The 23,883-nt window shown below is 41.2% G+C and carries 15 protein-coding genes; 10 read left to right on the top strand and 5 right to left on the bottom strand.

Annotated features, from left to right (window positions below):
• Positions 1 to 17 precede the first annotated feature (17 nt).
• On the bottom strand, positions 18 to 884 hold the full coding sequence (locus JL001_RS20035) for a DUF808 domain-containing protein (RefSeq protein ID WP_200979352.1): 867 nt from the start codon (positions 882 to 884) through the stop codon (positions 18 to 20).
• A 156-nt stretch (positions 885 to 1,040) separates the two neighbouring features.
• Between JL001_RS20035 and JL001_RS20030 the strand changes: the two genes are divergently transcribed.
• Together JL001_RS20030 and JL001_RS20025 are read left to right on the top strand one after the other, a co-directional pair.
• Complete coding sequence (locus tag JL001_RS20030; RefSeq protein ID WP_200979351.1) at positions 1,041 to 1,553, top strand: metallophosphoesterase; 513 nt, start codon at positions 1,041 to 1,043, stop codon at positions 1,551 to 1,553.
• Between the two features lie 58 nt (positions 1,554 to 1,611).
• On the top strand, positions 1,612 to 2,346 hold the full coding sequence (locus JL001_RS20025; protein WP_200979350.1) for an EcsC family protein: 735 nt from the start codon (positions 1,612 to 1,614) through the stop codon (positions 2,344 to 2,346).
• A 36-nt stretch (positions 2,347 to 2,382) separates the two neighbouring features.
• On the opposite strand, the gene JL001_RS20020 is transcribed toward JL001_RS20025, so the two are convergent.
• Positions 2,383 to 3,189, bottom strand: a complete 807-nt coding sequence (locus JL001_RS20020) for a 3'-5' exonuclease (protein WP_200979349.1) — start codon at positions 3,187 to 3,189, stop codon at positions 2,383 to 2,385.
• 414 nt (positions 3,190 to 3,603) lie between these two features.
• On the opposite strand from JL001_RS20020, the gene JL001_RS20015 reads away from it, so the two are divergent.
• Together JL001_RS20015 and JL001_RS20010 are read left to right on the top strand one after the other, a co-directional pair.
• Positions 3,604 to 5,667, top strand: coding sequence for a sulfatase-like hydrolase/transferase (locus tag JL001_RS20015; RefSeq protein WP_200979348.1), 2,064 nt, complete (start codon positions 3,604 to 3,606; stop codon positions 5,665 to 5,667).
• A gap of 44 nt (positions 5,668 to 5,711) precedes the next feature.
• A complete protein-coding gene (locus tag JL001_RS20010) occupies positions 5,712 to 7,274 on the top strand; it encodes an arylsulfatase (protein ID WP_200979347.1) in 1,563 nt (520 codons plus the stop codon).
• A gap of 104 nt (positions 7,275 to 7,378) precedes the next feature.
• Here the strand turns inward: JL001_RS20010 and JL001_RS20005 are convergent, their stop codons facing one another.
• The 3 genes from JL001_RS20005 to JL001_RS19995 form a co-directional block, all read right to left on the bottom strand.
• Positions 7,379 to 8,458: a phosphatidylinositol-specific phospholipase C1-like protein gene (locus tag JL001_RS20005; RefSeq protein WP_236252912.1), complete on the bottom strand. Its 1,080-nt coding sequence runs from the start codon at positions 8,456 to 8,458 to the stop codon at positions 7,379 to 7,381.
• Positions 8,459 to 8,734: 276 nt separating this feature from the next.
• Positions 8,735 to 10,090, bottom strand: coding sequence for a PAS domain-containing sensor histidine kinase (locus JL001_RS20000; protein WP_200979346.1), 1,356 nt, complete (start codon positions 10,088 to 10,090; stop codon positions 8,735 to 8,737).
• Entirely contained in the window at positions 10,080 to 11,468 is a 1,389-nt protein-coding gene (locus JL001_RS19995) for a sigma-54 dependent transcriptional regulator (protein ID WP_200979345.1), read from the bottom strand. Before JL001_RS19995 ends, JL001_RS20000 begins: the two co-directional genes overlap by 11 nt.
• A 332-nt stretch (positions 11,469 to 11,800) precedes the next feature.
• Between JL001_RS19995 and JL001_RS19990 the strand changes: the two genes are divergently transcribed.
• The 6 genes from JL001_RS19990 to JL001_RS19965 all read left to right on the top strand — a co-directional run bounded on the left by JL001_RS19990 (position 11,801) and on the right by JL001_RS19965 (position 23,845).
• Positions 11,801 to 13,051, top strand: coding sequence for an efflux RND transporter periplasmic adaptor subunit (locus JL001_RS19990; RefSeq protein WP_200979343.1), 1,251 nt, complete (start codon positions 11,801 to 11,803; stop codon positions 13,049 to 13,051).
• Between the two features lie 202 nt (positions 13,052 to 13,253).
• The gene (locus tag JL001_RS19985) at positions 13,254 to 13,952 is read left to right on the top strand and encodes an ABC transporter ATP-binding protein (RefSeq protein WP_200979341.1); all 699 of its coding nucleotides are present in this window, start codon (positions 13,254 to 13,256) and stop codon (positions 13,950 to 13,952) included.
• Between the two features lie 93 nt (positions 13,953 to 14,045).
• Positions 14,046 to 16,409 (top strand): ABC transporter permease, encoded by a 2,364-nt coding sequence (locus JL001_RS19980; protein WP_200979339.1) that lies wholly within the window; start codon positions 14,046 to 14,048, stop codon positions 16,407 to 16,409.
• Positions 16,410 to 16,519: 110 nt separating this feature from the next.
• Positions 16,520 to 18,868 (top strand): ABC transporter permease, encoded by a 2,349-nt coding sequence (locus tag JL001_RS19975; protein WP_200979337.1) that lies wholly within the window; start codon positions 16,520 to 16,522, stop codon positions 18,866 to 18,868.
• A 61-nt stretch (positions 18,869 to 18,929) separates the two neighbouring features.
• Positions 18,930 to 21,347, top strand: a complete 2,418-nt coding sequence (locus JL001_RS19970) for an ABC transporter permease (protein ID WP_200979335.1) — start codon at positions 18,930 to 18,932, stop codon at positions 21,345 to 21,347.
• Between the two features lie 140 nt (positions 21,348 to 21,487).
• The gene (locus JL001_RS19965; RefSeq protein ID WP_200979333.1) at positions 21,488 to 23,845 is read left to right on the top strand and encodes an ABC transporter permease; all 2,358 of its coding nucleotides are present in this window, start codon (positions 21,488 to 21,490) and stop codon (positions 23,843 to 23,845) included.
• Positions 23,846 to 23,883 lie beyond the last annotated feature (38 nt).

Genomic DNA, 23,883 nt, shown 5'->3' with positions numbered 1-23,883 from the left:
GCCAATTTCGGGCAACTTTATTTACCAATGATTTTTTTGATCAGCTTATAAACCATTAAGGCAATGAAACCTATAATAAGTCCTGTTACAAAATCTTTGATGAAAGCGGGGATGCTAGGGGCGAAATGGTGGAGAAATTCAATACTGTGAGTGAAGATTCCTCCAGCAACCAATAGCAAAGCCAAGGTGCCGATAAATCCTAAAGCTTTGATGACCAAAGGAAGTGCACTTACCAATGCTTTTCCAAGTCCAAAAATAAAACCTGATTTCTTTTGGCTCCTGGCCATGAGCTTATAGCCAGCTTCGTCCATTCTAACAATCAGCGCAACAATACCATAGACCCCAACAGTGGCCAAAATGGCAATAAAAGTGACAATAATAATTTGGTTGATAAGCGGTTCACCCACTACGGCTCCCAAAGCAATGATGATAATTTCCACGGAGAGGATAAAATCAGTGACTATGGCTGACTTAATACGCTCTTTTTCCAAAGCGAGGATTTCTTCTTTGGTACGGGTTTCTTTGATGGCCTCTTTCTTAGACTGATGATGGGGCACAAAGAGGTGGTAAACTTTTTCCGCTCCTTCAAAGGCCAAATAAATTCCCCCAACGATCAGGATTATCGTGATGGCTGAGGGTAAAAAAGAACTCAGTAAAAATGCTACCGGCAAGATGATGAGCTTATTGACCAAGGAACCTTTGGTAATGGCCCAAAGAACCGGAATTTCTCTTGAGGAAGCAAAACCAGAGGCTTTTTCAGCATTTACAGCCAAGTCATCTCCCAAGATTCCTGCTGTTTTTTTAGTTGCTATTTTGGTCATGGAAGCCACATCGTCCATCAGTGTGGCGATGTCGTCTAGAATTGCAAAAAAACCTGATGCCATAAAGTGTTATTGTTTTTAAAAAACCAAAAATAGCAAATACTTCTAAGAAATGAACTGCCTTCTGTTAATTGTTGATTTCGCTTTTATGGGGTGATTTATTTCTATTTCTTTGTTACACAAAATATATTATTGTCTTGAATAAAGCAGTAAAAAATTATGGTAAAAGTAGGCTTGATTTCAGATTCCCACAGTTTTATAGATGATAAAACCCTTGCTCATTTGGAGGATGTGGATGAAATATGGCATGCAGGAGATATTGGTTCCGAAAAAGTAATGGAAGTTTTGCCCAAAGGAAAAAAGGTAAGGGCTGTATTTGGTAATATTGATGATGCCAGCATTCAGGAAAGATTTCCTGAAGAATTGGTTTTTGAGGTGGAAAATGCTCGGGTCATGATGATCCATATTGGAGGCAAACCTCCGAGGTATGCTACGGGAGTCAAAAAGAGGATCAAGGAAATCAGGCCGACGATTTTTATTTGTGGCCATTCTCACATCTGCAAGGTAGAGTTTGACAAAGAGTTAAACTGTCTTTATATGAATCCCGGTGCAATTGGCAATCATGGCTTCCATCAAGTAAAAACCATGCTGAAGTTTGAATTGGTAGCAGGCCAACCAAAAAATCTTCGGGTCGTTGAATTAGGTAAAAGGGGAAGTTTAAACCACCCATAAGAGGGTTTATTGGAACTAAATTTGCATAATCAAATGATATCCATCAAGACATCAACGCATGTTGCTATATGAAGAAATAGCCTTTTATGAAATGAATGCTTGGCTCAGGAAAGTCAAAAAGCATCCATCTATATTTAATCGGATGACGAAAGGCATCCAGCATAAGATTAATGATATAATTCCAGACAAAATCCATCAAGCCATTACTTTTGCCATCGAAAAGATGGTGAAAGGAGTTCTTTTTGGTTCCACCTACATCAACACTACCATTCCAGGAGAAGTGGCTTTTGAAAAACGGGAAGCTAAAATAAAGCATAAAATAAAGTGGTATCAGCGAACGGCTTCAGTGGAAGGAGCGGTGACTGGCGCAGGGGGGATTTTAATGGGCTTTGTGGATTTTCCTGCTTTTTTGGCCATTAAAATGAAAATGCTGTTTGAGGTTGCATCAATGTATGGACATGATGTCAAAGACTTTAAAGAGCGCTTATTTATTCTTCATGTTTTCCAACTGGCATTTTGTAGTCAACAGAAAAGACTGGAAGTGATTAAAGTATTGGAGAATTGGTCAAGCCACAAATCGACTTTGCCGGATCAAGGGGACTCTTTTGATTGGAGGAGTTTTCAGATAGAGTACAGGGATTATATGGATTTGGCCAAATTGGCCCAGCTGATTCCTGTAATTGGTGCGGGTGTAGGAGCGATTGCCAATTGGCAGTTGTCAGACCATTTGGGAAAAACAGCCATGCAATGTTACCGAATGAGGTATTTTGAACAGAAAGGTATTATCGAATAAACATAGGAAAGGCTGCCCAATGGCAGCCTTTTGATTTTATCGGTTATTGAAATTTCTTAATTTAATTTGGGTGAATTTCCTTTTAGTATCTAGAGGGAAATCTCCTTTCATCATCCAGTCATAGTAATTAGGTTCTTCCTGCAGCACTTTTTCAACCGGTTTGCCTTTGTGCTTGCCGAAGTTAAAGCATTCCACACCTTCATCGTTGAAAATGAACCTTCCGGCTAGATCCACCATTTTTTCATTGATCAGGGCATGAATTTTTTTCATGTCATTTTGTATGATGCCAAGTTTATTGCCTTGCAGGTCTATGGCTTCTTCATTTTCATATCGTTCCACTTGAGCCTTGAAAACCTCGTAAGTAGCGATCGTGTCTGCCTCTGCACTGTGGGCATTTTCTAAGGTCTTGCCACAGTAAAATTTATAGGCCGCCGACAGATTCCTTTTTTCCATCATATGGAAGATTTTCTGAGCATCCAGCAAATTTCTTTTTTCAATGTCAAAGTCAATTCCTGCTCTTAAAAATTCCTCTACCAAAAGGGGGATGTCAAATTTGAGTACATTAAAACCAGCCAAATCGGCACCTTCCAAAAACTGATGCATTTCTTTTGCGATATCCTTAAACGTTGGAGCGTCCTTGATGTCTTCGTCATAGATGCCATGAATCAAAGAAACCTCTTTTGGAATTGGGATTGTTGGATTTACCTTTTCAGTCCTGATTTCCTCTTTTCCGTTTGGATGAACTTTTATAATGGATATTTCTACAATCCTATCCGTAGAAATATTGATCCCCGTGGCCTCAAGATCAAAAAATGCAACTGGTGATTTTAAGTTTAAATTCATTTTTTAAATGTTTATCGATGGATTACATGACTTCCTTTACATAAGGGAGAAATCCATCATTCCAAGCTTTTAAGAGCGAAATTTATTTACTTCCAAAGATAAGGATAAGGTTTTAAAATTATAATTAATTAGAAGGGGATAATATGGCCCCAGCTTTTCATTTGCTTTGATAAGGCTGTAAAAAGAGGTTGTTCAGCAGCCGTTAAAAAAAGAACTACCGTTCAAACCAGATACCTACCAAATAATCAAACATAAGGATTTAAAAGATAATATTTTCAATAGGTTAGTACAGAAGCGGTGACAAAGCAGTTTTTTTTTAATAAATTGGGCAGTTAAAAGGAGAGAAAACTTTGGTGGGAATAGCCAGCTGCCAGAGTGTTTTGCACAGAACAAACATTAACCCAAATTATAGTTATGACTAAACTGAATAAGCTAGTTGCTGCGGCATTGATGCTTTTATTGGCTGGGCCTAAAGTATCTATGTCACAGGAGCAAAAGCAACCCAATATCATTTTTATTCTTACGGATGATCTTGGATATGGAGATCTTGGTGCTTTTTTTCAAAATGCCAGAAAGGATAAGGGGGATAGAAGCGAACCGTGGATATTAACCCCTGAGTTGGACAGAATGGCTGCAGAAGGAGCGATGCTGACCAATCACTATACTGCTGCCCCAGTGTGTGCGCCATCCAGGGCCTCTATCTTAATGGGCGTAAACCAAGGTCATGCCCATGTACGCGACAATCAATTTGATAAGTATTTGGGAGATAATTACACCGTAGCTGAGGTGCTGAAGTCGGTTGGTTATGAAACTGTTGCAATTGGTAAGTGGGGGCTTCAGGGTGGGGGAGAAGGTCCTGATTGGCCATCGCACCCACTGAAAAAAGGCTTTGATCATTATTTTGGATATATCAGACATCGAGACGGGCATGAGCATTATCCTGTAGAGGGAGTGTATAGAGGTGCCAAGGAGGTCTATGAAGATTATAAAATCGTCCAAGGCTTGGATAAATGTTATACAGGAGACTTGTTTACTGCTAAGGCTAAAAAATACATTGTTGACCACCAAGAGCGCAAAGGTGACCAACCGTTTTTTATGTTCCTGGCTTATGACACACCCCATGCTGTACTTGAATTGCCTACTCAGGATTATCCAGCAGGTGGTGGCCTTAAAGGTGGCATGCAATGGACAGGAACTCCAGGAAACATGATCAACACGGCATCAGGAGAAGTGGATTCCTTTATTTATCCAGAGTTTGCTTCGGCTACTTATGATGATGATAAAAATGAGGCGACTCCAGAAAAGCCTTGGCCGGATACTTATAAGCGATATGCTACAGTCAATAGAAGGATAGATGATCAAGTAGGGGATTTGTTACAATTATTGAAGGATCTGGCCATTGATGAAAACACATTAGTGGTATTTACCTCAGACAATGGCCCTTCTAGGGAATCGTACCTTCCAAAGGAGTATGTGGATTATACTCCTGAATTCTTCAATAATTTTGCAGAGTTTGATGGAATAAAAAGAGATGTTTATGAAGGAGGACTTCGTACGGCCACAATCGTTCATTGGCCTGGAAGTATCAAAGAAAATACGGTGGTAGATGAACCTAGCATTTCTTATGATTGGTTGCCTACTTTTGCGGATGCCGCAGGTACAGCAGCACCGGTGAGATCAGATGGGGTTTCTTTATTACCTTCCTTGACAGGAAAAGGGAAACAGAAAGAGAGCCAAGTGTATGTGGAATATTTTCAAAATGGGAATGTACCACGATATGCTGAATTTACCGAAGAACACCAAGGTAAGAAGCGGGGACAGATGCAGATGATCAGAAAAGGCAATATGGTAGGTGTCCGATACAATATTGCTGATCAAGCGGATGATTTTGAAATTTATGACGTGACCGCTGACCCTCAGCAAGCACAAAATATAGCAGCTTCTCAAAGCGCAATGCAAGCTGAATTTAAGCAAATGGTACTAAGGAGAAGAATAGCTAACCCGGAGGCCAAGAGACCTTATGATGAAGCTTTGGTGCCAGCTTTGGAGGTAATGAAAGTAAGGTCAGGCTTATTGCTAAATACTTACAAGGTGAATACAGATTACATCCCACAAGTGGTAGGAAAGGCAAAAGCCAGTGAAAAAGTGGTTTCTATTTCTGATTCAGAATTGTCTGACAAAGGTAATCTGGCCGTTTTTGAAGGGTACATAGAAGTGCCAGAAAGTGGAGAATATAGATTTTCTACCAGTAAAACTGAACAAAAAGTTTACATGAGAATTCATGACATTGGTGTATTGGATGGAAATTACCACAATCAAGACCAACCTGAAGGAAAAGTATTTTTGGAAAAAGGGCTGCACCCAATTAAGTTTTATTACTTAAATAAGAAAGGCAAAAATTCCGCTTCAGTCAAACTAAACTGGAGCATAGCCAATCAAAGTGATCAGGAGGTACCTAATAGTGCTTTCTTTAGGTAAAGTATTTCTTTAAACTGTTTATAATCAGTTAATTAATTTAAAACATGAATATCGAAAATCTTAAAATTTTTACACTTGCAGTTTTTATCTTAGGAAGCTCATGGGCCTGCAAGCAAGAGTCTAAAACAGTAGAAGAACCAAGTACTGACAAAAAACCTAATATAGTCGTTATCTATATGGATGATTTGGGCTATGGTGATGTCAGTGCTTATGGCGCCACTGAATTAAGCACACCCAATATGGATAAATTGGCCAATGGAGGTGTGCGTTTTACCAATGGCTATGCTACATCTGCCACCTGTACACCAAGCCGCTACGCTTTGTTGACCGGAATGTATCCTTGGAGAAACAAAAATGCCAAAATACTTCCAGGAACCGCTCCGCTTTTGATCGATACAGAGCAACTTACCCTACCTAAGATGCTGAAGGAACAAGGTTATTATACGGGAATTGTGGGTAAATGGCACCTTGGATTGGGCAGTGGCAATGTGAACTGGAATGAAAAAATCAGCCCGAGCCCTAATGAAGTAGGTTTTGATTACAGTCATATTTTGGCCGCTACACAGGATCGGGTTCCAACCGTTTATATCGAAAATGGGCATGTAGTTAATTTGGATCCCAATGATCCTATTGAAGTTAGCTATCAAAAGAATTTTGAAGGTGAACCTACCGGAAAAGATAATCCAGAAATGTTGACGATGAAATGGCACCATGGCCATAATAATAGCATTGTCAATGGTGTTCCGCGAATTGGTTTTATGAAGGGTGGTGAAGCAGCTAAATGGAGCGATGTAGATATGGCAGACCATTTCTTGGCCAAGGCACAAGACTATGTAAAGCAACATAAAGATGAACCTTTTTTCTTGTACTATGCTTTGCAACAACCTCACGTACCGCGTACGCCACATCCTAGATTTGAAGGTACTTCTGGTATGGGACCAAGAGGGGATGTGATCCTGGAAGCAGACTGGTGTGTTGGAGAGTTTTTGAAAACTTTGGAAAAAGAAGGACTGATGGAGAATACCTTGATTGTTTTCTCCAGCGACAATGGGCCTGTGTTGAATGACGGGTATTATGATGATGCAGTAGAAAAGTTGGGAGACCATACACCTGCTGGCCCACTAAGAGGAGGTAAATACAGCCTTTTCGAAGCGGGAACCCGAGTGCCATTTATGGTATATTGGAAAGGCAAAATTGAACCTAAGGTGTCTGATGCATTGGTTTGTCAGGTGGATTTATTGACTTCATTAGCTGACTTGGTAGGAAGTAACCAAAAAGGTCAGGATAGTGAAGATTTATTGGAGGCATTTATGGGAAATTCTGAAGATGGAAGAGATCAATTGGTCTTAGAAGCCACTTCCCGTACAGCCTTGAGACAAGGAGATTGGATTATGATCCCTCCTTATGATGGCCCAGCAGTAATTAAATCTGTAAATATCGAAATAGGTAATTCTGATGAATATCAACTTTACAATCTGAAAGAAGATATTGGCCAGCAAAATAACTTGGCAGCAAGTAATCCGAAAAAATTGGAAGAAATGAAAGCCAAATTCCAAGAAATCAGAGGGGCGGAAAATACAGAAACTGAAGCGCTGGAATTGAAGTAGTGGATTTTAAAATTTAACAGTAAGAGGCCTGATTTTAACAGGCCTCTTACTGTTTTAATCAATATAGATTGTGAAGTAACTTTTGGCAACTTACTTATTTTTATTTAAGGTCTTTCCCGTTCAAAACTGCCATTTTCAAACCGGACTTGAAATTCAGATTCAAACAATTTGCTGGGGACATAATAGTCTGTTGAAATTACTTGGGCTCCGGAGCTTTTTGCTTGCTCAAATCGATTGTAATCGTTGCGCCTGGCTTCTAGGGTTCCTGCATCTGCGCGGGTTCTGATCATATACCCCTTGCTTACCAGATCTTTGATATAATCATGGTTTTTAACAGGATCATTGATGATTCTAAAACCTGCATTTGGATTTCCTTCCTTAACATTGACAAACAATGCAGCATTTTGGAGGTTGGGATGCTTTTCGAGGTAGCGATTGATCTTGGCTTCCTTTTCATCCAAAACAAAGAGAAAGCGGCCTCTTACCTCATCCAAAGCAGGCCATCCATTTGTAGTGACAGCTTCCTCCAAAGAGACATGGTCTCCGCGAACCAAATCAGGGGTGATTAGCTTTTCAGCAGGCATGACAGTGCGGATTTCCAAATCGATACTATCCAAAGCTGCGGCAGTAAAGGGCAAAGCAGGGGTGATCTCCGGAGAGTTGTCATCTTTGGCATTGATGAGAATAATAATCGGGCTGTGCTCAGGGTTTTGCTTGCTCCATCTTAAAAGCTCTTTTAAGCCGTCTTTAAAAAGCAAATGGTGACTACGGAAGTCAATATCCTGAACATGGAACATCTTTAACCCTGGTTCATTAAGCTTATCGGCCTCATCAAAAGGGAGAGTGGAAATGCCTGTAGCATTAAGAAGGGTGATGGCTTTTGGGTGTTGGTACCTTCCTCCTTGTGGGTCGTGGAAAACATCCATTTCCAGGTTTCGAAGCCCTAAGTCCAGTTGATCTGAAAGAGGGATATGTTCATATGCCAAGGATAGTGCGGTCATAGAATCTTTTTGGGCGATAAAGTCCAAAACCGGCTTTTCGATACAGATTTTGTAGCTGTTGTGACTCCCGATAACCTGCAGCTCATTCATTTTTTGAAGTTCCTTTTGGTCAGTATGGGATTGCTCACAGGCCAGTAAAAGTACTGCCAGTGTGAGCATTTCTAAAATGGATAATGTTTTCATTTTGATCTTTTCCGATTTGTTAAAATTGCTCCGCTAATTTGCTAAGGTTTATTTCGGTTAGGCTGATCTTTAAGTAAACAAAATGTTATGATTTGTGTAAGGCCCATGAACTATTTTGAAAAATGCTTTAAGCTTTAAATTGGAAGTTAAGTCATAATATTCAAGGTTCTTATAGCCGAATTGATACCAGTAAGCTTAAAACTTTGTTAATATGATCAGGAGCTAAAAGTCTGAAGACCGAAGCAATTCATATCGAATAGTAATTTTCCTCAACGCTTATGATTCAAATCGCAAAGTGAAAACAGTTTCTTTATTGGGCACAGAGTTTACTTCAAGGTTTCCACGATGCATGTTCATGATCTGCCTTGAGATGGCCAGTCCAATGCCGCTTCCTTGATTTTTGGTAGTAAAAAATGGTACAAAAATATTCTCTAAAGAGGCGGGCTGGATACCTGGGCCGAAGTCGACCACCTGGATAAAAGGATGGTTGGACATGGTTCTACCTGCTTTGAGTTGAACAACTTTATTGTCAGATTTTTCCAATGCTTCTCTGGCATTTTTGACCAAGTTGATCAGAATCATCAGAATTTGCTCACGATCAGCATGGATGCACAGCTCTTGGGGAATGATCTCGCTTATCAATTGAATATGATTTTGCTCCAAACTTTCTTTTAGTAAGGTACTGATGTCTTCAAAAAGAGCTTGTACGCTGAAATGCGATTTTTCTGGTTTAGGAATACTGGTATAATCCCGATAGGCATTGACAAAACCCACCAAGCCTCGGCTCCTTCCGGAAATGGTCTGTAAGCCTTCCTGAAGATCCTCAAAACCGTCATCCAAAATGATATGTTTACCATCTTTTATATAGACATCTTCCTCCAAAATGGTTTGAAGGGAATTGACCAAAGTGGCAATAGGTGTGATGGAATTCATGATTTCATGGCGGAGCACTTTGGTCAGGTTTTGCCAAGCGTCCAACTCCTGCTGCTTTAGGGCTGCACTGATGTCCTGAAAGGAAAGTAAAAACCATTGTTTTCCACCCATTTTCAATTCGGTACAGCGTACATTGAGATGCAGTGAACCATTGATTTTGGTGGACAGGTCCTCACCAGTCTTAAGGGAAAGGATTTGCTCCAAAAACTCAGGGGAGATTTTTTTTAGGTCATGGATATCCTTAAACTGGGTAATTTGCAAAAGGTGCTTGGCAGCATTGTTGACCAAACCAATTTTTCCAGTAGTACTATAAGAGATGATGCCAATATTGATATGTTGGATGATGATTCGCAGAAAAAGTACTTGTTCTTCTTTTTCCGCCCGGGTTTTTTTAAACTCATCCATCACCTTGTTAAAAGCTTGGTTCAATTGCCTGTAAGAACCTCCCAGTTGACTGTCATGGGTAAAGGAAGAGGTGAAATCAGCATATTGGATGGACTCGAGAAATCGGGTAATTTTTTCATTGGTTCTCTGGTTGTACTTAATCAGCTCAAAAACTTGAAGTATCAGAATACCCAAAAGCAATACCGGACCCAAAATTACATTTAGTTTAAATAGGAGGTAAGCCCCTGATAGAATAGTCAGGAGGATTAACAAAACCCTGGTGATAATATGTGCTATGGCCGACTTATAAACCATATTTTTCGAGTCTACGATACAGTGAAGACCTGGTAAGTCCCAATTCTTGGGCGGCTTTTGTGATGTGCCCATTATGCTTTTGCAATGCCTTTCGGATCAATATTCTCTCCACATCTTCAATATTCAAATGATCCAAACTGACGGTCTCGCTAGACCTATCCACATCTCCTGAGCTTTGAAAAAAGAGGTCCTCGGGCTGTAGGACATGCTTATTGCTCATGATAACTGCCCTTTCGATGCCGTGCTGAAGCTCCCTGATGTTACCCGGCCATTGGTATTTCTGCATGCGTTTGAGCAAGGAATCACTGGCTTTACGGATATCCTTGCTGTATTTTTTGGCGTAAAATCCGATGAAGTGGTCAGTAAGTAAAGGAATATCCTCTGTTCGATCCCTTAGGGGAGGTAAGTTGATTTCAATGGTGTTGAGTCGATAAAGCAAATCCTGCCTGAAAGTGTTTTCCCTGATCATATCTGGCAAAGGCATATTGGTCGCTGAAATAAGCCTGATATTGATTTCTTTTTGTTGGTTGCTGCCTACTTTGGTGACTGTCCGATTCTGTAAAACTGCCAAAAGCTTGGATTGGGAGGCCATGGGAATATTGCCGATTTCATCCAAAAACAAGGTTCCTTTATCCGCCTGCTCAAAGCGCCCAATCCGATCTTCCCGTGCGTCAGTAAATGCTCCTTTCTTGTGTCCAAATAGTTCACTTTCAAAAAGTGAAGGGGTGATAGCGCCTAAATCCACTCCCACAAAGGCTTCCCTTGACCTTTTGGAGTGGCGGTGAATGGCCCTGGCAATCAGTTCCTTTCCAGTTCCATTTTCTCCCAAAATCATAACATTGGCATCTGTGGCAGCTACTTTTTCAATTGTATCGAAAACCTTTTGCATGGCTGGGCTCTGACCGATAATATCCTTGAATTTGCGGTCGATATCTGCGTAGATCAGTTGTTGCTGATTTTTAAGGTCCGCCACTTCCAGTTTTGACTGACGTAGCTTCAGGGCAGCATGCAAAGTGGCCAAAAGTTTATCATTGTCCCAAGGTTTCAGGACAAAATCCGTTGCCCCTTCTTTGATGGCTTTTACCGCCAAATTAATATCTCCATAGGCCGTGATCAGTACAACTACCGCAGAGGGGTCGATGGATAAAATTCTGTCCAAATGTTGAAAACCTTCCTGTCCGCTGCTGACGTCTTTGGTAAAGTTCATGTCCAGCATGATCACATCATATTGCTCATTATGGAGCAAGATGGGCAGCAGGTCAGGGTTGGTCTCCGTGTCTACTTTTACAAAGTGCCTCTTTAAAAAAATCTTGGCTGCTTTGAGCAAATCCTCATTGTCATCAATGATCAATAAGTTCCCTGTTTTTGATGTTCGCATTTTAAATATCTAATTGTATCAGGATAAGGTGACAGCCAACCTGTCGAGCCAATTAATCCAAACGGCATACCGAAAGCCAAAAAGAACGATTAATATTTTGAATATAGTCGTTTCCGGACAATATAAGCAGTTTTTATTTTTTGCAAGGAAGGGAAGCTATTCTCATCTGTTTTCATGCTTTTGATTTTTTCGTCCGCCAGCGAACGAAAATGTTCGATGAGAAACAGCGCTAATTTATGAAAAGTCCTTTTTTGAGCATTTTAGACCGTTTTTCACTGGCATGTAAATTGGCAAAGACCTATTGCCCATCAAAGGGAAATTAGTTTTTGCACATGGATAGAAAAATTGAAAAGAAGACCTGGACTCCAAAGTTTATCGCCATGATCATTATTGGTGTGGCGGTATTGTCCCTAATAGTTTACCAGTTGCTGTTTGCTGATAATAGAAGTTCGCTGTATGTGGAGAAAGAAAGATTATCTATAGCCACCGTAAGCGAGGGAGAATACAAGGATTATATCACCGTATCTGGTACCATGCAACCGGCAGAGACCTTTTACTTGGATGCGATAGAAGGAGGGATTATACAAGAAGTGGTGAGGGAGTCTGGAGCCTTGGTAGAGGTAGGTGATACTATTTTGACTTTGACCAATTCCAATTTGCAACTGGATGTGATGCAAAGGGAAACCATGTTGTACGAACAAATCAATAATCTTCGCCAAACAAGATTATTATTGGATCAAAATGATCTTAACCAACAAGGCCAGTTAGCTGAGATTGATTATCAAATTAGCTTGCTAAAACCCCAGTACAAACGGTTCAAGGAGTTGCATGATAGGAAGTTGGCGTCGGACAGAGAGCTAGAGGAGGTAAAAGAAGAATATGAATACAATATCAAGAGAAGGCAACTGACCTATGAGTCTTATAAGAATGACTCCATCGCTCGGTCCATTCAGCTGCAACAGTTGAAAGCTTCTGAGGCCAGAATGCAAAAGTCCCTGGAAGGGGTAGGCCATATTTTGGATAACCTGATCATCACTGCACCCATTAATGGGCAGTTGGCTACGGAAAAAATAGAAATAGGCCAGTCCATTCAGTCTGGTGAAAGATATGGACAGATAGACATCTTGAATGAATTTAAGGTGAGGGTACAGATAGATGAACTGTATTTGCCGAGGGTGAGAAAAGGACTCAGGGGAAACTTCTCTTTTTCTGGAGATAATTACGCTGTCGAAATTGCAAAAATCTATCCGAGCATTTCTGAGGGTAGGTTTGAAGTGGATATGCTGTTTCTGGAGGGAACACCTCCTGGTGTGAGAAGAGGGCAATCTGTTCGTATCAAGCTGGAGCTTGGTGACAGTGAAAGGCTGTTGCTATTGCCTACTGGAGGCTTCTACAAGGATACAGGAGGGAACTGGGTTTTTGTTTTGAACAATTCCGGGGAGAAAGCTCAAAAGAGAAACATAAGACTTGGGAGAAAAAATCCAGATCATTTCGAAGTGCTGGAAGGCCTTAATGAGGGAGATAGAGTGGTGGTGTCAGGCTACGAAAATTTCGGAGACAATGAGGTGCTGCTTTTGAAGTAGGAAGAACGAAGTGGGAAGAGGGAAGTAGGAAGGACGAAGTAATAGGGGCCGAATAGTTAAACATTTGAAAAAGCATTGGGAGAAGGATTTTATCTAGTGTATAAGCTATTATCCTTTTGGTCAAAAATTGAACAAAAAACAATAAAATATAATCTACGATGTTTCTGGCTCAAACTTAGGACATCGGACATCTGACAACGATATGCAAAACGTCATTAAAACAACCGCCCTGAAAAAGCTCTATGCTACTGAGGAGATAGAGACCACTGCTTTGGAAAGCATTGATATCGAAATCAAACAAGGGGAGTTTGTGGCCATTATGGGCCCTTCAGGATGTGGAAAATCCACCTTGCTGAATATCCTGGGATTATTGGATAACCCGGATGAAGGAGAATACCATTTTCTGGACCATGAAGTGGCCAAATTCTCTGAAAGAAAACGCTCTCAGTTAAGAAAGGGTAATATCGGTTTTGTCTTTCAAAGCTTCAACCTGATTGATGAATTGACGGTTTTCGAAAATGTGGAACTCGCACTGCTTTATTTAAAGGTGCCTGCGAATGAGCGAAAACAAAAAGTGGAACAGGTACTCGAAAGGATGAATATCATGCACAGGAGGAACCACTTTCCACAGCAACTTTCTGGAGGTCAGCAACAGCGGGTGGCCATTGCCAGGGCCATTATCACCAAGCCAGCCATCATCCTTGCCGATGAACCTACCGGTAACCTGGATTCTGCCAATGGGGAAGAAGTAATGAGGCTCCTGGAAGAATTGAACAACGAAGGAACCACCATTGTGATGGTTACCCACTCCCCACATGATGCCAATTATGCCCACCGTGTGATTAATCTGTTTGATGGTAAGGTGGTGACGGAGAATATCCGTGAGCAATTCCATATTTAAGTACGAAGGAGGAAGTATGAAGATCGAAGACAACTTCTAAATACAAGCTACTTACTACTAAATACTAGTTACTAGAAATCATACCATTCAGTTATGCTTAAACATTACCTAACATTGGTCATTCGAAATTTCAGAAAGCAAAAGACAACCTTTCTGATCAACCTGATTGGGCTTTCTTTCGGCTTAGCCTGTGTTTTCTTGATCTATATGTGGATTCAGGATGAAACTAATGTGAATCAGTATAATGAGCATAAGGACCAGTTGTTTCTAGTACTTACCAATCATGACAATGAAGGAGGGACAGTTACAATCCAATACGGGCCAGGTCTATTGGCGGATGCTTTGGAGGAAGAACTTCCTGAGGTGGAAAAAGCAGCTGCTACTTCTCCCTTCATTGAAGATGTTTCATTTTCTTATGGAGATGAAAAAATAGGATCCGATGGCTTGTTTGCTGAACAGGATATGTTGTCCATGTTTACCATTCCGATTCTATATGGAAATCCATCCGCTGGATTGACAGATATAAACAATGTGATGGTTTCTGAAAGCATGGCCAAAAAGCTTTTTAATGATCCAAAAGAAGCACTGGGTAAAAGCTTGGAATGGCAGGTTTTTGATTTTTCGAATGAAGTGACTATCAGCGGTGTTTATCAAGACTTTCCTCAAAGCTCAACCTTGAGGCCTGAGTTTTTGATGGCTTTTGATTATTTCAAGCAGATGCTGGGAGGTGGGATTCATTGGGATAATCACAATGCCGTAAGTTATGTTTTGCTGAAAAAAGAAACAGATGTTGATTTTTTTAACCAAAAAATCGATGGGTTTATAAAGTCAAAACTCGCGGATTCCAATGTTCGCCCAATGGTACAAAACTTTGGTGACACCTATTTGCACGGGAATTACGAAAATGGAAAAGTGGCAGGCGGAAGGGTTCAATATGTTTATTTGTTTAGTATCATCGCCTTGTTAGTTTTGGCTATTGCCTGCGTGAATTTTATCAACCTTACTACCGCCAAGGCCATTAGCCGAAGCAAGGAGGTAGGGATCAAAAAAGCCATTGGTGCTGATAGAAAGCAGCTGATCTACCAGTTTTTGATAGAGGTAATTTCTCTCACCTCAGCGGCTTTGTTATTGGCTTTGATTTTAGTGTATTTTCTGCTTCCCCAGTTCAATCAAATCACCCACAAATACCTTAGCCTAAATTTGTCTTTTCAGCAATGGGCTATCATTGCAGGGATAGGGTTATTTACAGCATTGATGTCGGGAATTTATCCTGCTTTTTACCTTTCTGGATTTAAGCCTTCAAGTGTTTTAAAAGGGATTCAGCGCGGAACCTTTGGTGAGATGTTGGCAAGAAGGGGCTTAGTGGTTTTCCAGTTTACAGTTTCTCTCATCATGATTATCTCCATCATGGTGGTGGGAAAACAAATTTCCCATGTAAAGCAACAAAGCCTAGGTTATCAAAGGGGAAATGTCTTGAATATTACTCCATATGGACTGTCTGGGCAGCGATTTGAGACATTTGTGGAGCGCGTAAAGGATGTGCCCGGTGTACAACAGGCCTCAGGAATCTTTCATTCCATGATGGGGGCTGGTAGTTCAACCATCGGCTTGACATGGCCAGGGAAGGACCCCAACACTAATGTGAAATTCGAAAACATCTCCGTTGGCTATGACCTTATTGAGACCTTAAATATGACCATGCTTGAGGGGAGGTCGTTTTCAAAAGATTATGCAGCAGAAGATACCAAGATAATTCTTAATGAAGCAGCGATCAAGGCAATGGGTATGAAAGATCCCATTGGGAAAACAGTCAACTTGTGGGGAGCTGACAAGGAAATTATAGGCGTGGTAAAGGATTTCAATTTTGAATCTCTTCGTGAAAATGTAAAACCTGCATTCCTGAAATATAAGCCAGAAACCGCACAGCATATTATGGTGAAGATCAACTCAGAAAATACCCAAGCTACCATTAAGGGCATAGAAAGCCTTTATCATGAGGTAAGCCCGGGGGATGTGTTTGAGTATAAATTTTTGGATGAAAACTATCAGTCACAGTATGAGGCAGAGCAAAGGGTAGAGACCTTGGCCATGTACTTCGGTGGGCTGGCCATTTTGATTTCTTGCTTGGGCCTATTTGGATTGGCAGTATTTTCTGCTGAAAAGCGCAAAAAAGAAATAGGTGTTCGAAAAGTATTGGGCGCTTCTATTGGAACTATTGTCAAGTTGATGACAGGTGAATTTGCTAAGCTGATTTTAGTGGCTATCACCATTGCAGTTCCCATTTCCTGGTGGGCAAGCAGACAGTGGTTGGCAGGTTTTGCTTATCGTACATCGTTGGATTGGTGGCTGTTTATGGTGGCAGCTGTCGTGATTATGCTGATCGCCATGCTCACGGTGGGCACACAAGCTTTCCGAGCGGCCAATGTAAATCCAGTGAATTCATTGAGAGATGAATGAAGCTTGGAGAACGAAGCCTGCCTGTGGCAGACAGGTGGGAAGTTTGAAGAACGAAGATATTTAACTCATTACCTGTCTGCCGACAAAGCAGACTAAAGACTAATAACACAATGCTAAAACATCACCTCATATTATTCTTTCGCAATTTCAAGAGGCATAAAGATACCTTTTTAGTGAATCTTTTGGGCCTTGCTGCTGGGCTTGCCTGTACCTTGATGATTTACTTATGGGTAAATGATGAGTTCTCAGTGGATAAGTTCCATCAAAATGATGGTCAGATCTTTCAGGTAATGATGAAATCGGTTTCTGCCAATGGAGTGGAGGTAGGAACGAATAACCCTACGGGCTTGACTGGGATCTTAATGGACGAGGTACCTGAAATAGAATTGGCTGTTTCCGAAGGGATAATTCCGATGGAATACCCGCTGATAGTAAAGGAGAATGTTTATAAAAGCTTCGGTGCATATGTTAGTCCTGAGTATTTTCAGGTCTTTTCCTATCCTGTGCTGGCTGGGAACGGTGCACACTTTTTGGAGGATAAGTCAGGAATAGTAGTTTCCAAGGAGCTGGCCAATAGGATTTTCGGCGAGGGAAAAAACGTATTGGGAGAAATGATTACGATTGACGGAAAAGGAGAATATCAAATTTCCGGTGTTTTCGAAACCCCTTCTAATTCAACCAGAAATTTTGATTTTTTAATACCTCTGGCTACTGCTTTTGATCATTACCCCAATCTTAAGGAAGACTGGTCAAGCGTTTGGGTAAACACTTTTGTTCTGGCGCAAAAAGGGACTGACCGTTCAGTTATCGATGAAAAAATAAAAGGAATAGTCACCAAATATACGGGAGTCCAAAGTGAATCCTTGTTTTTGAGGAAATTTTCGGATGCCTATCTCTACGGTAATTATGAAAATGGGTTGCAAGTGGGGGGAAGAATTAGCTATGTCAAGTTGTTCGCCCTAATTGCCTTATTTATCCTGATATTGGCCTGTATCAATTTTATGAACCTTTCCACAGCCAAAGCTTCTCAAAGGTTAAAAGAAATCCGAGTCAAGAAGGCCATGGGAGCAGAAAGAAAAACCTTGGTTTTGCAGTACTTGGCTGAATCTGTTTTTATGTCTTTCTCGGCTTTGGTTTTGGCGGTAGTTGTAGTGATGCTGCTTTTACCTCAGTTCAATGAGCTTACCGGGAAAGCGCTTAGCTTGACTTTAAACGGGCCTATGGTAGGGGCATTTTTGGGGATTACCTTATTAGCTGGTTTACTGGCGGGAGCTTACCCAGCGATTTATCTTTCTGGAATAAATCCCTTAAAGTCGACTTTAGGCAAGGGAGGCAGCCCGAATGAATTGTGGGTTAGAAAAGGGCTAATAGTTTTTCAGTTTACCTTATCTGTGGTTTTGGCAGTAGCAGTGTTGGTGGTCCATAGGCAAATAGAGTTGATTCAAACAAAGCAACTTGGGTACAACAAGGAAAATGTTATGTACTTTCCCATTGAAGGAGAGGTGACCAACCACTTGGAATCATTCCTCGAAGAAGTGACAGAAGTCCCCGGGGTAAAAGGCGCTTCCAGTATGTTTATGACTTTTTTAGGAAATATCAATGGAACAAATGATGTCTCCTGGTCCGGCAAAGAAGAAGGAGAGCGAGTAGATATGGAGTACCGTCGTGTCAACTATGGATTGACAGAATTGCTAGACTTAGAGGTGCTGAAAGGAAGAAGTTTTGACAAGAAAAGATCAGATGCTGACGCAATAATTTTCAATGAATCAGCAGTCAATGCCATGGGATTGGAAAACCCTGTTGGACAAAAGGTGAGACTCTGGGGAAATGAACGCGAAATCATTGGAGTAGTCAAAGATTTTCACTTCAAGTCCTTGCACGAAAAGGTGAAGCCGCTGTTCCTTTTCATCAACCCGGAAAGGACCAACTATGTGGCGCTAAAACTAGAAGCGGGAAACCAACAAAATACAATAGCTTCACTGAAAAAGTTTTATAAATCTTTTAATCCTGGATATGCCCTAGATTATCGATTTCTGGATGAGGCTTATCAGGAACAATATGTTTCAGAGCAGCGTGTCTCCACCTTATCAAAATATTTTACGGGTTTGGCCATATTGATTTCCTGCTTGGGACTCTTTGGCTTGGCTGTGTTCAGTGCCGAGAAACGCAAAAAGGAAATCGGTGTGCGCAAAGTGTTGGGAGCATCAATCGGTACCATTTTGAAATTGATGACAGGTGAGTTTGCCAAACTGGTTTTGGTAGCATTTGCAATAGCTGTCCCTATTTCTTGGTGGGCAAGCAAGCAGTGGTTGGCAGGTTTTGCTTATCGTACATCGTTGGATTGGTGGCTGTTTATGGTGGCAGCTGTCGTGATTATGCTGATCGCCATGCTCACGGTGGGCACACAAGCTTTCCGAGCGGCCAATGTAAACCCAGTGAATTCATTGAGAGATGAATGAAGAACGAAGTTTGAAGTAAGTCTCAATACTTATGACCCAATACTAAATACTATAAAAAGCCATGTGGAAGAACTATTTTAAAATCGCTTGGAGAAACCTTTTGAAAAAGAAGGTATATGCCTCTATCAATATTTTAGGTTTGGCAGTTGGCATGGCCTGTTGTTTGGTGATCTCCATGTATATCATGGATGAACTGTCCTATGATCAATATCATGAAAAGAAGGACAGGATTTATCGGGTGATCCATGGCAACAGTTCCCCTGAGGCAGATGAGGGAGAAGTAGAATCCTATTGGGTATGGGGCAATGCACCGATAGGACCAGCGCTGAAGGAAGAATTTCCTGATATAGAAAAAGTCGTGCAGTTTTCGGGAAGGGCAGATCTTCTCTTAAGCTATGGAGAGGATACTTATCAAGAAGAAGGAGTGCTTTTTATTGACTCCACAGCATTTGATGTTTTTAGTTGGAAAATGATTGAAGGTGATGCCAAAAGGGCATTGGTAGCGCCATATAGTATTGTTTTAACAGAAAGCACGGCCAAAAAGTATTTTGGGAATGAAGATCCATTGGGCAAGACCCTGAAAGGAAGTGAATCTGCTGGACGTTCAAATGCGGGTGATTATACCGTGACAGGGGTAATGGAAGATGTTCCGGACAATTCACACTTTAAGTTCAATGCGCTTCTCTCAATGAGCACGTTTAGACAGTCGCGGCCAGGGATTTTTGATGAATGGGGCTATGTGGATTCTTATACTTATTTCTTGGCAAGTGAGCATTTTAACCCAGAAGCATTCCAACAAAAAGTCCCTGAGTTTTTGAAAAGAAGAAGAGGGGATTTAGGAGATCGCTATACCATCGCTCTTGAACCTTTGGGAGATGTCTACCTTAACTCAAAAGTACAAAGACAACCAGGGGAAACAGGTAGCATGTCCAATATCTATATATTCTCCGTAATTGGCATTTTTATTCTGGTGATTGCCATCATCAATTTTATGAACCTTTCCACGGCACGGTCCATGGAGAGAGCCAAAGAGGTGGGAATCAGAAAGTCTGTTGGGGCTGATAAGATGAGCCTGGTGCTTCAATTTATGGGGGAATCATTGATCATAGTTTGTATAGCTTCGGTAATAGGTTGGCTTTTGCTCATTTTGGGTTTTCCGATGGTGGAGAACTTGACAGGAAAGGTTTTGGAACTTAACCAAATTATCAGCTGGCAAAATATCATATTATTTCTTGGACTAATGGTATTGATAGGTCTTTTGGCAGGTTCCTATCCTGCATTGGTACTTTCCAGCTTTAAGCCTGTATCTGTCCTAAAAGGCATCAACAAAGCCAATGCAAGTGGTGTGAACTTGAGAAAGGCATTGGTGATCTTCCAGTTCAGCTTATCGGTGGCCTTGATTGCAGGGACCTTGATTGTATATTTCCAGATGAACCACCTTTTGGATAAGGACATGGGCTTTGATAAAGAACAGATGCTGGTAGTGGACTATAATTATGATGGACAGGTCAATACCATGTCTTCAGCATTGAAACAGGAGCTGGAGAAGGAACCAAGCATACTTTCAGTAGCCTTTTCCAGAAGTGTGCCTGGAAGTCATTTTCCTAACGCAGGCACCACGATCGAATCACCAGAAGGAGAAATGAAAAACTATTCTCCACCTATTTTTCAAGTAGGGATCGATTTTGTGGACCATTTTGACATCGAATTGATCGCCGGTCGATCTTATTCCAGGGATTATCCTTCTGATTCTACCTCATCATTGATCATCAATGAAGCGGCAGCCAAGGCATTTGGGTATGCCAACCCTGCGGATATAATAGGGAGAAAATTTGAGCAGTGGGGACATGAAGGAGAGGTCATTGGTGTAGTGAAGGATTTTAATTATATCTCCCTTCATAGGAATATTGAACCACTTACCCTGCCTTTTGAAGCCTATGCAAGTCGCTATATGAGTGTCAAAGTAAAACCTGAAGATTTAGGAAATACAATTGCCCATGTAGAAAAAGTATGGGCAGAGCTGGCTCCCCATCGCCCATTTGTCTATAGTTTTTTGGATGATGATTTTAACAGTCAGTACCAATCAGATTTCAGGTTCAAGCAATTGTTTACCACCTTTTCGGTGATAGCGATTTTGATTGCCTGTTTGGGATTATTGGGTTTGGCCACCTATACAGCGGAAATGCGTACCAAGGAAATTGGAATCAGGAAAGTCTTAGGTGCAGAGGTGTTCAGCATTGTCACCTTATTGTCCAAGGACTTTGTCAAGCTGGTGCTGGTAGCCATTGCCATCGCAACGCCGGTATCATGGTATGTGATGAACAAATGGTTGATGGGCTTTGCCTATCAGATAGAAATTCATTGGTGGATCTTCGCGGTGGCAGGATTGATGGCCGTAATGGTTGCGATTTTAACCATCAGTTTCCAATCCATCAAATCAGCCTTGATCAATCCCGTGAACTCGCTTCGAAGCGAATAATTTAGATGATAGACTTTAGACACTAGATAAAAGATTATAGAACAAAGAATGATTGAAGTTTGAAGGCCAAAGAGGGAAGAACGATCTGAATGATACGATGACTCAATACTCTCTACTCTCTACTTAATACTAATAATGCCATGTTAAAACATCACTTAATAATATTTATTCGGAATATCAGAAAAGACAGAAGTACTTTTTTGATCAACTTGATTGGGCTTTCTACTGGTTTGGCCTGTGTCCTGCTGATTTATCTGTGGGTGAACGATGAAACGAAAATGGACAAGTTCCATGAAAATCATGATCGCATATACCAGGTCATTGAACATGTGGAGTTTTCTGATGGTGTGCAGACTTTCATCGAAACATCTGGTCCAATGGCCGAGTTATTGGCCGATGAAATGCCAGAAGTGGAGTATGCAGCTTCATCTATTCCACCCGATTGGTTTGGTAAACATTTGCTTACTGTGGGGGAGAAAAACCTTAAAGCAGTTGGACAGTTGGTGAGCAAAGATTACTTCAATATTTTTTCTTATCCATTAATCCAAGGGGACAAAGACCAGGTCATGGCAGATCCAAATTCCATTATCATCTCTAGGGAACTGGCGACTAATCTATTTGGTACTACAGAAAATGTAGTTGGTGAAGCGGTGGAATTTGAGCATGACAGGACCTTTCAGGTTTCTGGGATCTTTGAGAATGTACCTTCGAACTCTACCTTGCAATTTGATTTTGTTTTATCAACCGAAGCTTCAAAAGAAATTCCCCCTTGGACTTCGCTCCATACTTGGAACAGTACAGGACCCAAGGTGTATGTTTTGGTGAGGGAAGGAGCTGATATACAGTTGCTTAACAGCAAGGTGGAAAAGATCAGGAAAAGCAGGAACGAGCAGACCATTCAAACAGCGACATTGGTGTCTTTTTCGGATCATTACCTCCATGGGAATTATGAAAATGGAAAACAGGTGGGGGGCCGGATAGAATATGTAAAGCTATTCTCTCTGATTGCTTTGATAATTTTGGTGATCGCTTGTATCAATTTTATGAATTTGTCCACAGCCCGCGCTTCTAAAAGGCTAAAAGAGATAGGAATAAAGAAAGCAGTAGGGGCAGACAGAGAGAGCTTTATTTTTCAGTTCCTTACTGAGTCTGTTGCCATGTCACTCTTGGCTTTGGTACTAGCGGTAGGGCTGGTGATGCTTTTTCTCCCTCAGTTCAATGTTATTGTTGGTAAGCAACTGGGGCTGAGTTTAGATATTCCTCTTTTTCTAACTGCTTTAGGTATTGCCATTTTTGCCGGATTGATAGCTGGTAGTTATCCTGCCCTCTATTTATCCAAGTTTAGTGCAATTAAGGTCCTCAAAGGCAAGCTGAATAGTTCATTTGGAGAATTTATGACCCGTAAAGGATTGGTAGTTGTCCAGTTTGTTTTATCCATTGTTTTGATTGTATCTGTATTGGTGGTTTACAGGCAAATTGAGTTTGTTCAAAGCCAAAATATGGGCTATGACCAGGATCATATTGTGACCATGGAAGTTGAAGGGGATATCAAGAAGCAGCTGCAGGCATTTATGTCCGAAGCAAAAAAACTTCCGGGTATAAAGAATGCCTCAAGTACGACACACCCTATGATTGGTAAGAACTGGAGCACATCGATAAGCTGGGAGGGGAAAGAGGACAACGATGCAACCCAATTTATCATTTTCGGAGTGGATTATGATTTTATCGAGACCATGGGCATGGAGGTATTGGAAGGCCGAAGTTTTAGCCGGGAATATGGTGCAGATAGTATGGGGATCATTTTTAACGAAACAGCCATCAAGACCATGGGAATAGAAGACCCGATAGGTAAAACTGTTGCAAACGGCAGGGCTACCATTATTGGGGTGGTTAAGGATTTTCATTTTAAGTCTTTGAAGGAAAAAGTGGATCCGATATTTATTAGGATGATGCCTGAGGCGGTCAGACATATTATGGTGAGTGTTGAGGGAGGACAGGAAAAAGCTGCTCTAGAGGGACTCCAAAACTTGTATCAGACATTTAATCCTGGATATCCTTTTGAATACAGGTTTTTGGATGAGGATTTCCAAGTGCAATATGAGTCGGAACAAAGGGTAGCCACACTATCCAAATATTTTGCAGGGCTGGCTATCATTATCTCCTGCCTCGGTTTGTTTGGCCTTTCTGCACATACAGCCGAACAGCGCACCAAGGAGATAGGCATTCGAAAGGTCCTTGGAGCATCGGTAAGCGGGGTAGTAGCGCTGCTGTCCAAAGACTTTATCAGGCTGATATTAATCGCAATTCTTATCGCTACCCCTATAGCTTGGTATATGATGTACCGATGGCTTCAGGATTTCGCATATAGAATTGACTTGCAGTGGTGGATGTTTGCTGGTGCTGGCCTAGCGGCTATAGTAATTGCCTTGCTAACGGTAAGTTCTCAGGCGATCAAGGCGGCCTTGATGAACCCGGTAAACTCGTTGCGAAGCGAGTGAATGGAGATTCTAGTATCAAGATTTTAGACACTAGACAT

Source organism: Echinicola sp. 20G (assembly GCF_015533855.1).
In the GTDB taxonomy this organism is placed as follows: Bacteria; Bacteroidota; Bacteroidia; order Cytophagales; family Cyclobacteriaceae; genus Echinicola.
The sequence above is the reverse complement of the archived record's forward strand: the minus strand, read 5'-3'. Positions and strand labels throughout refer to the sequence as shown.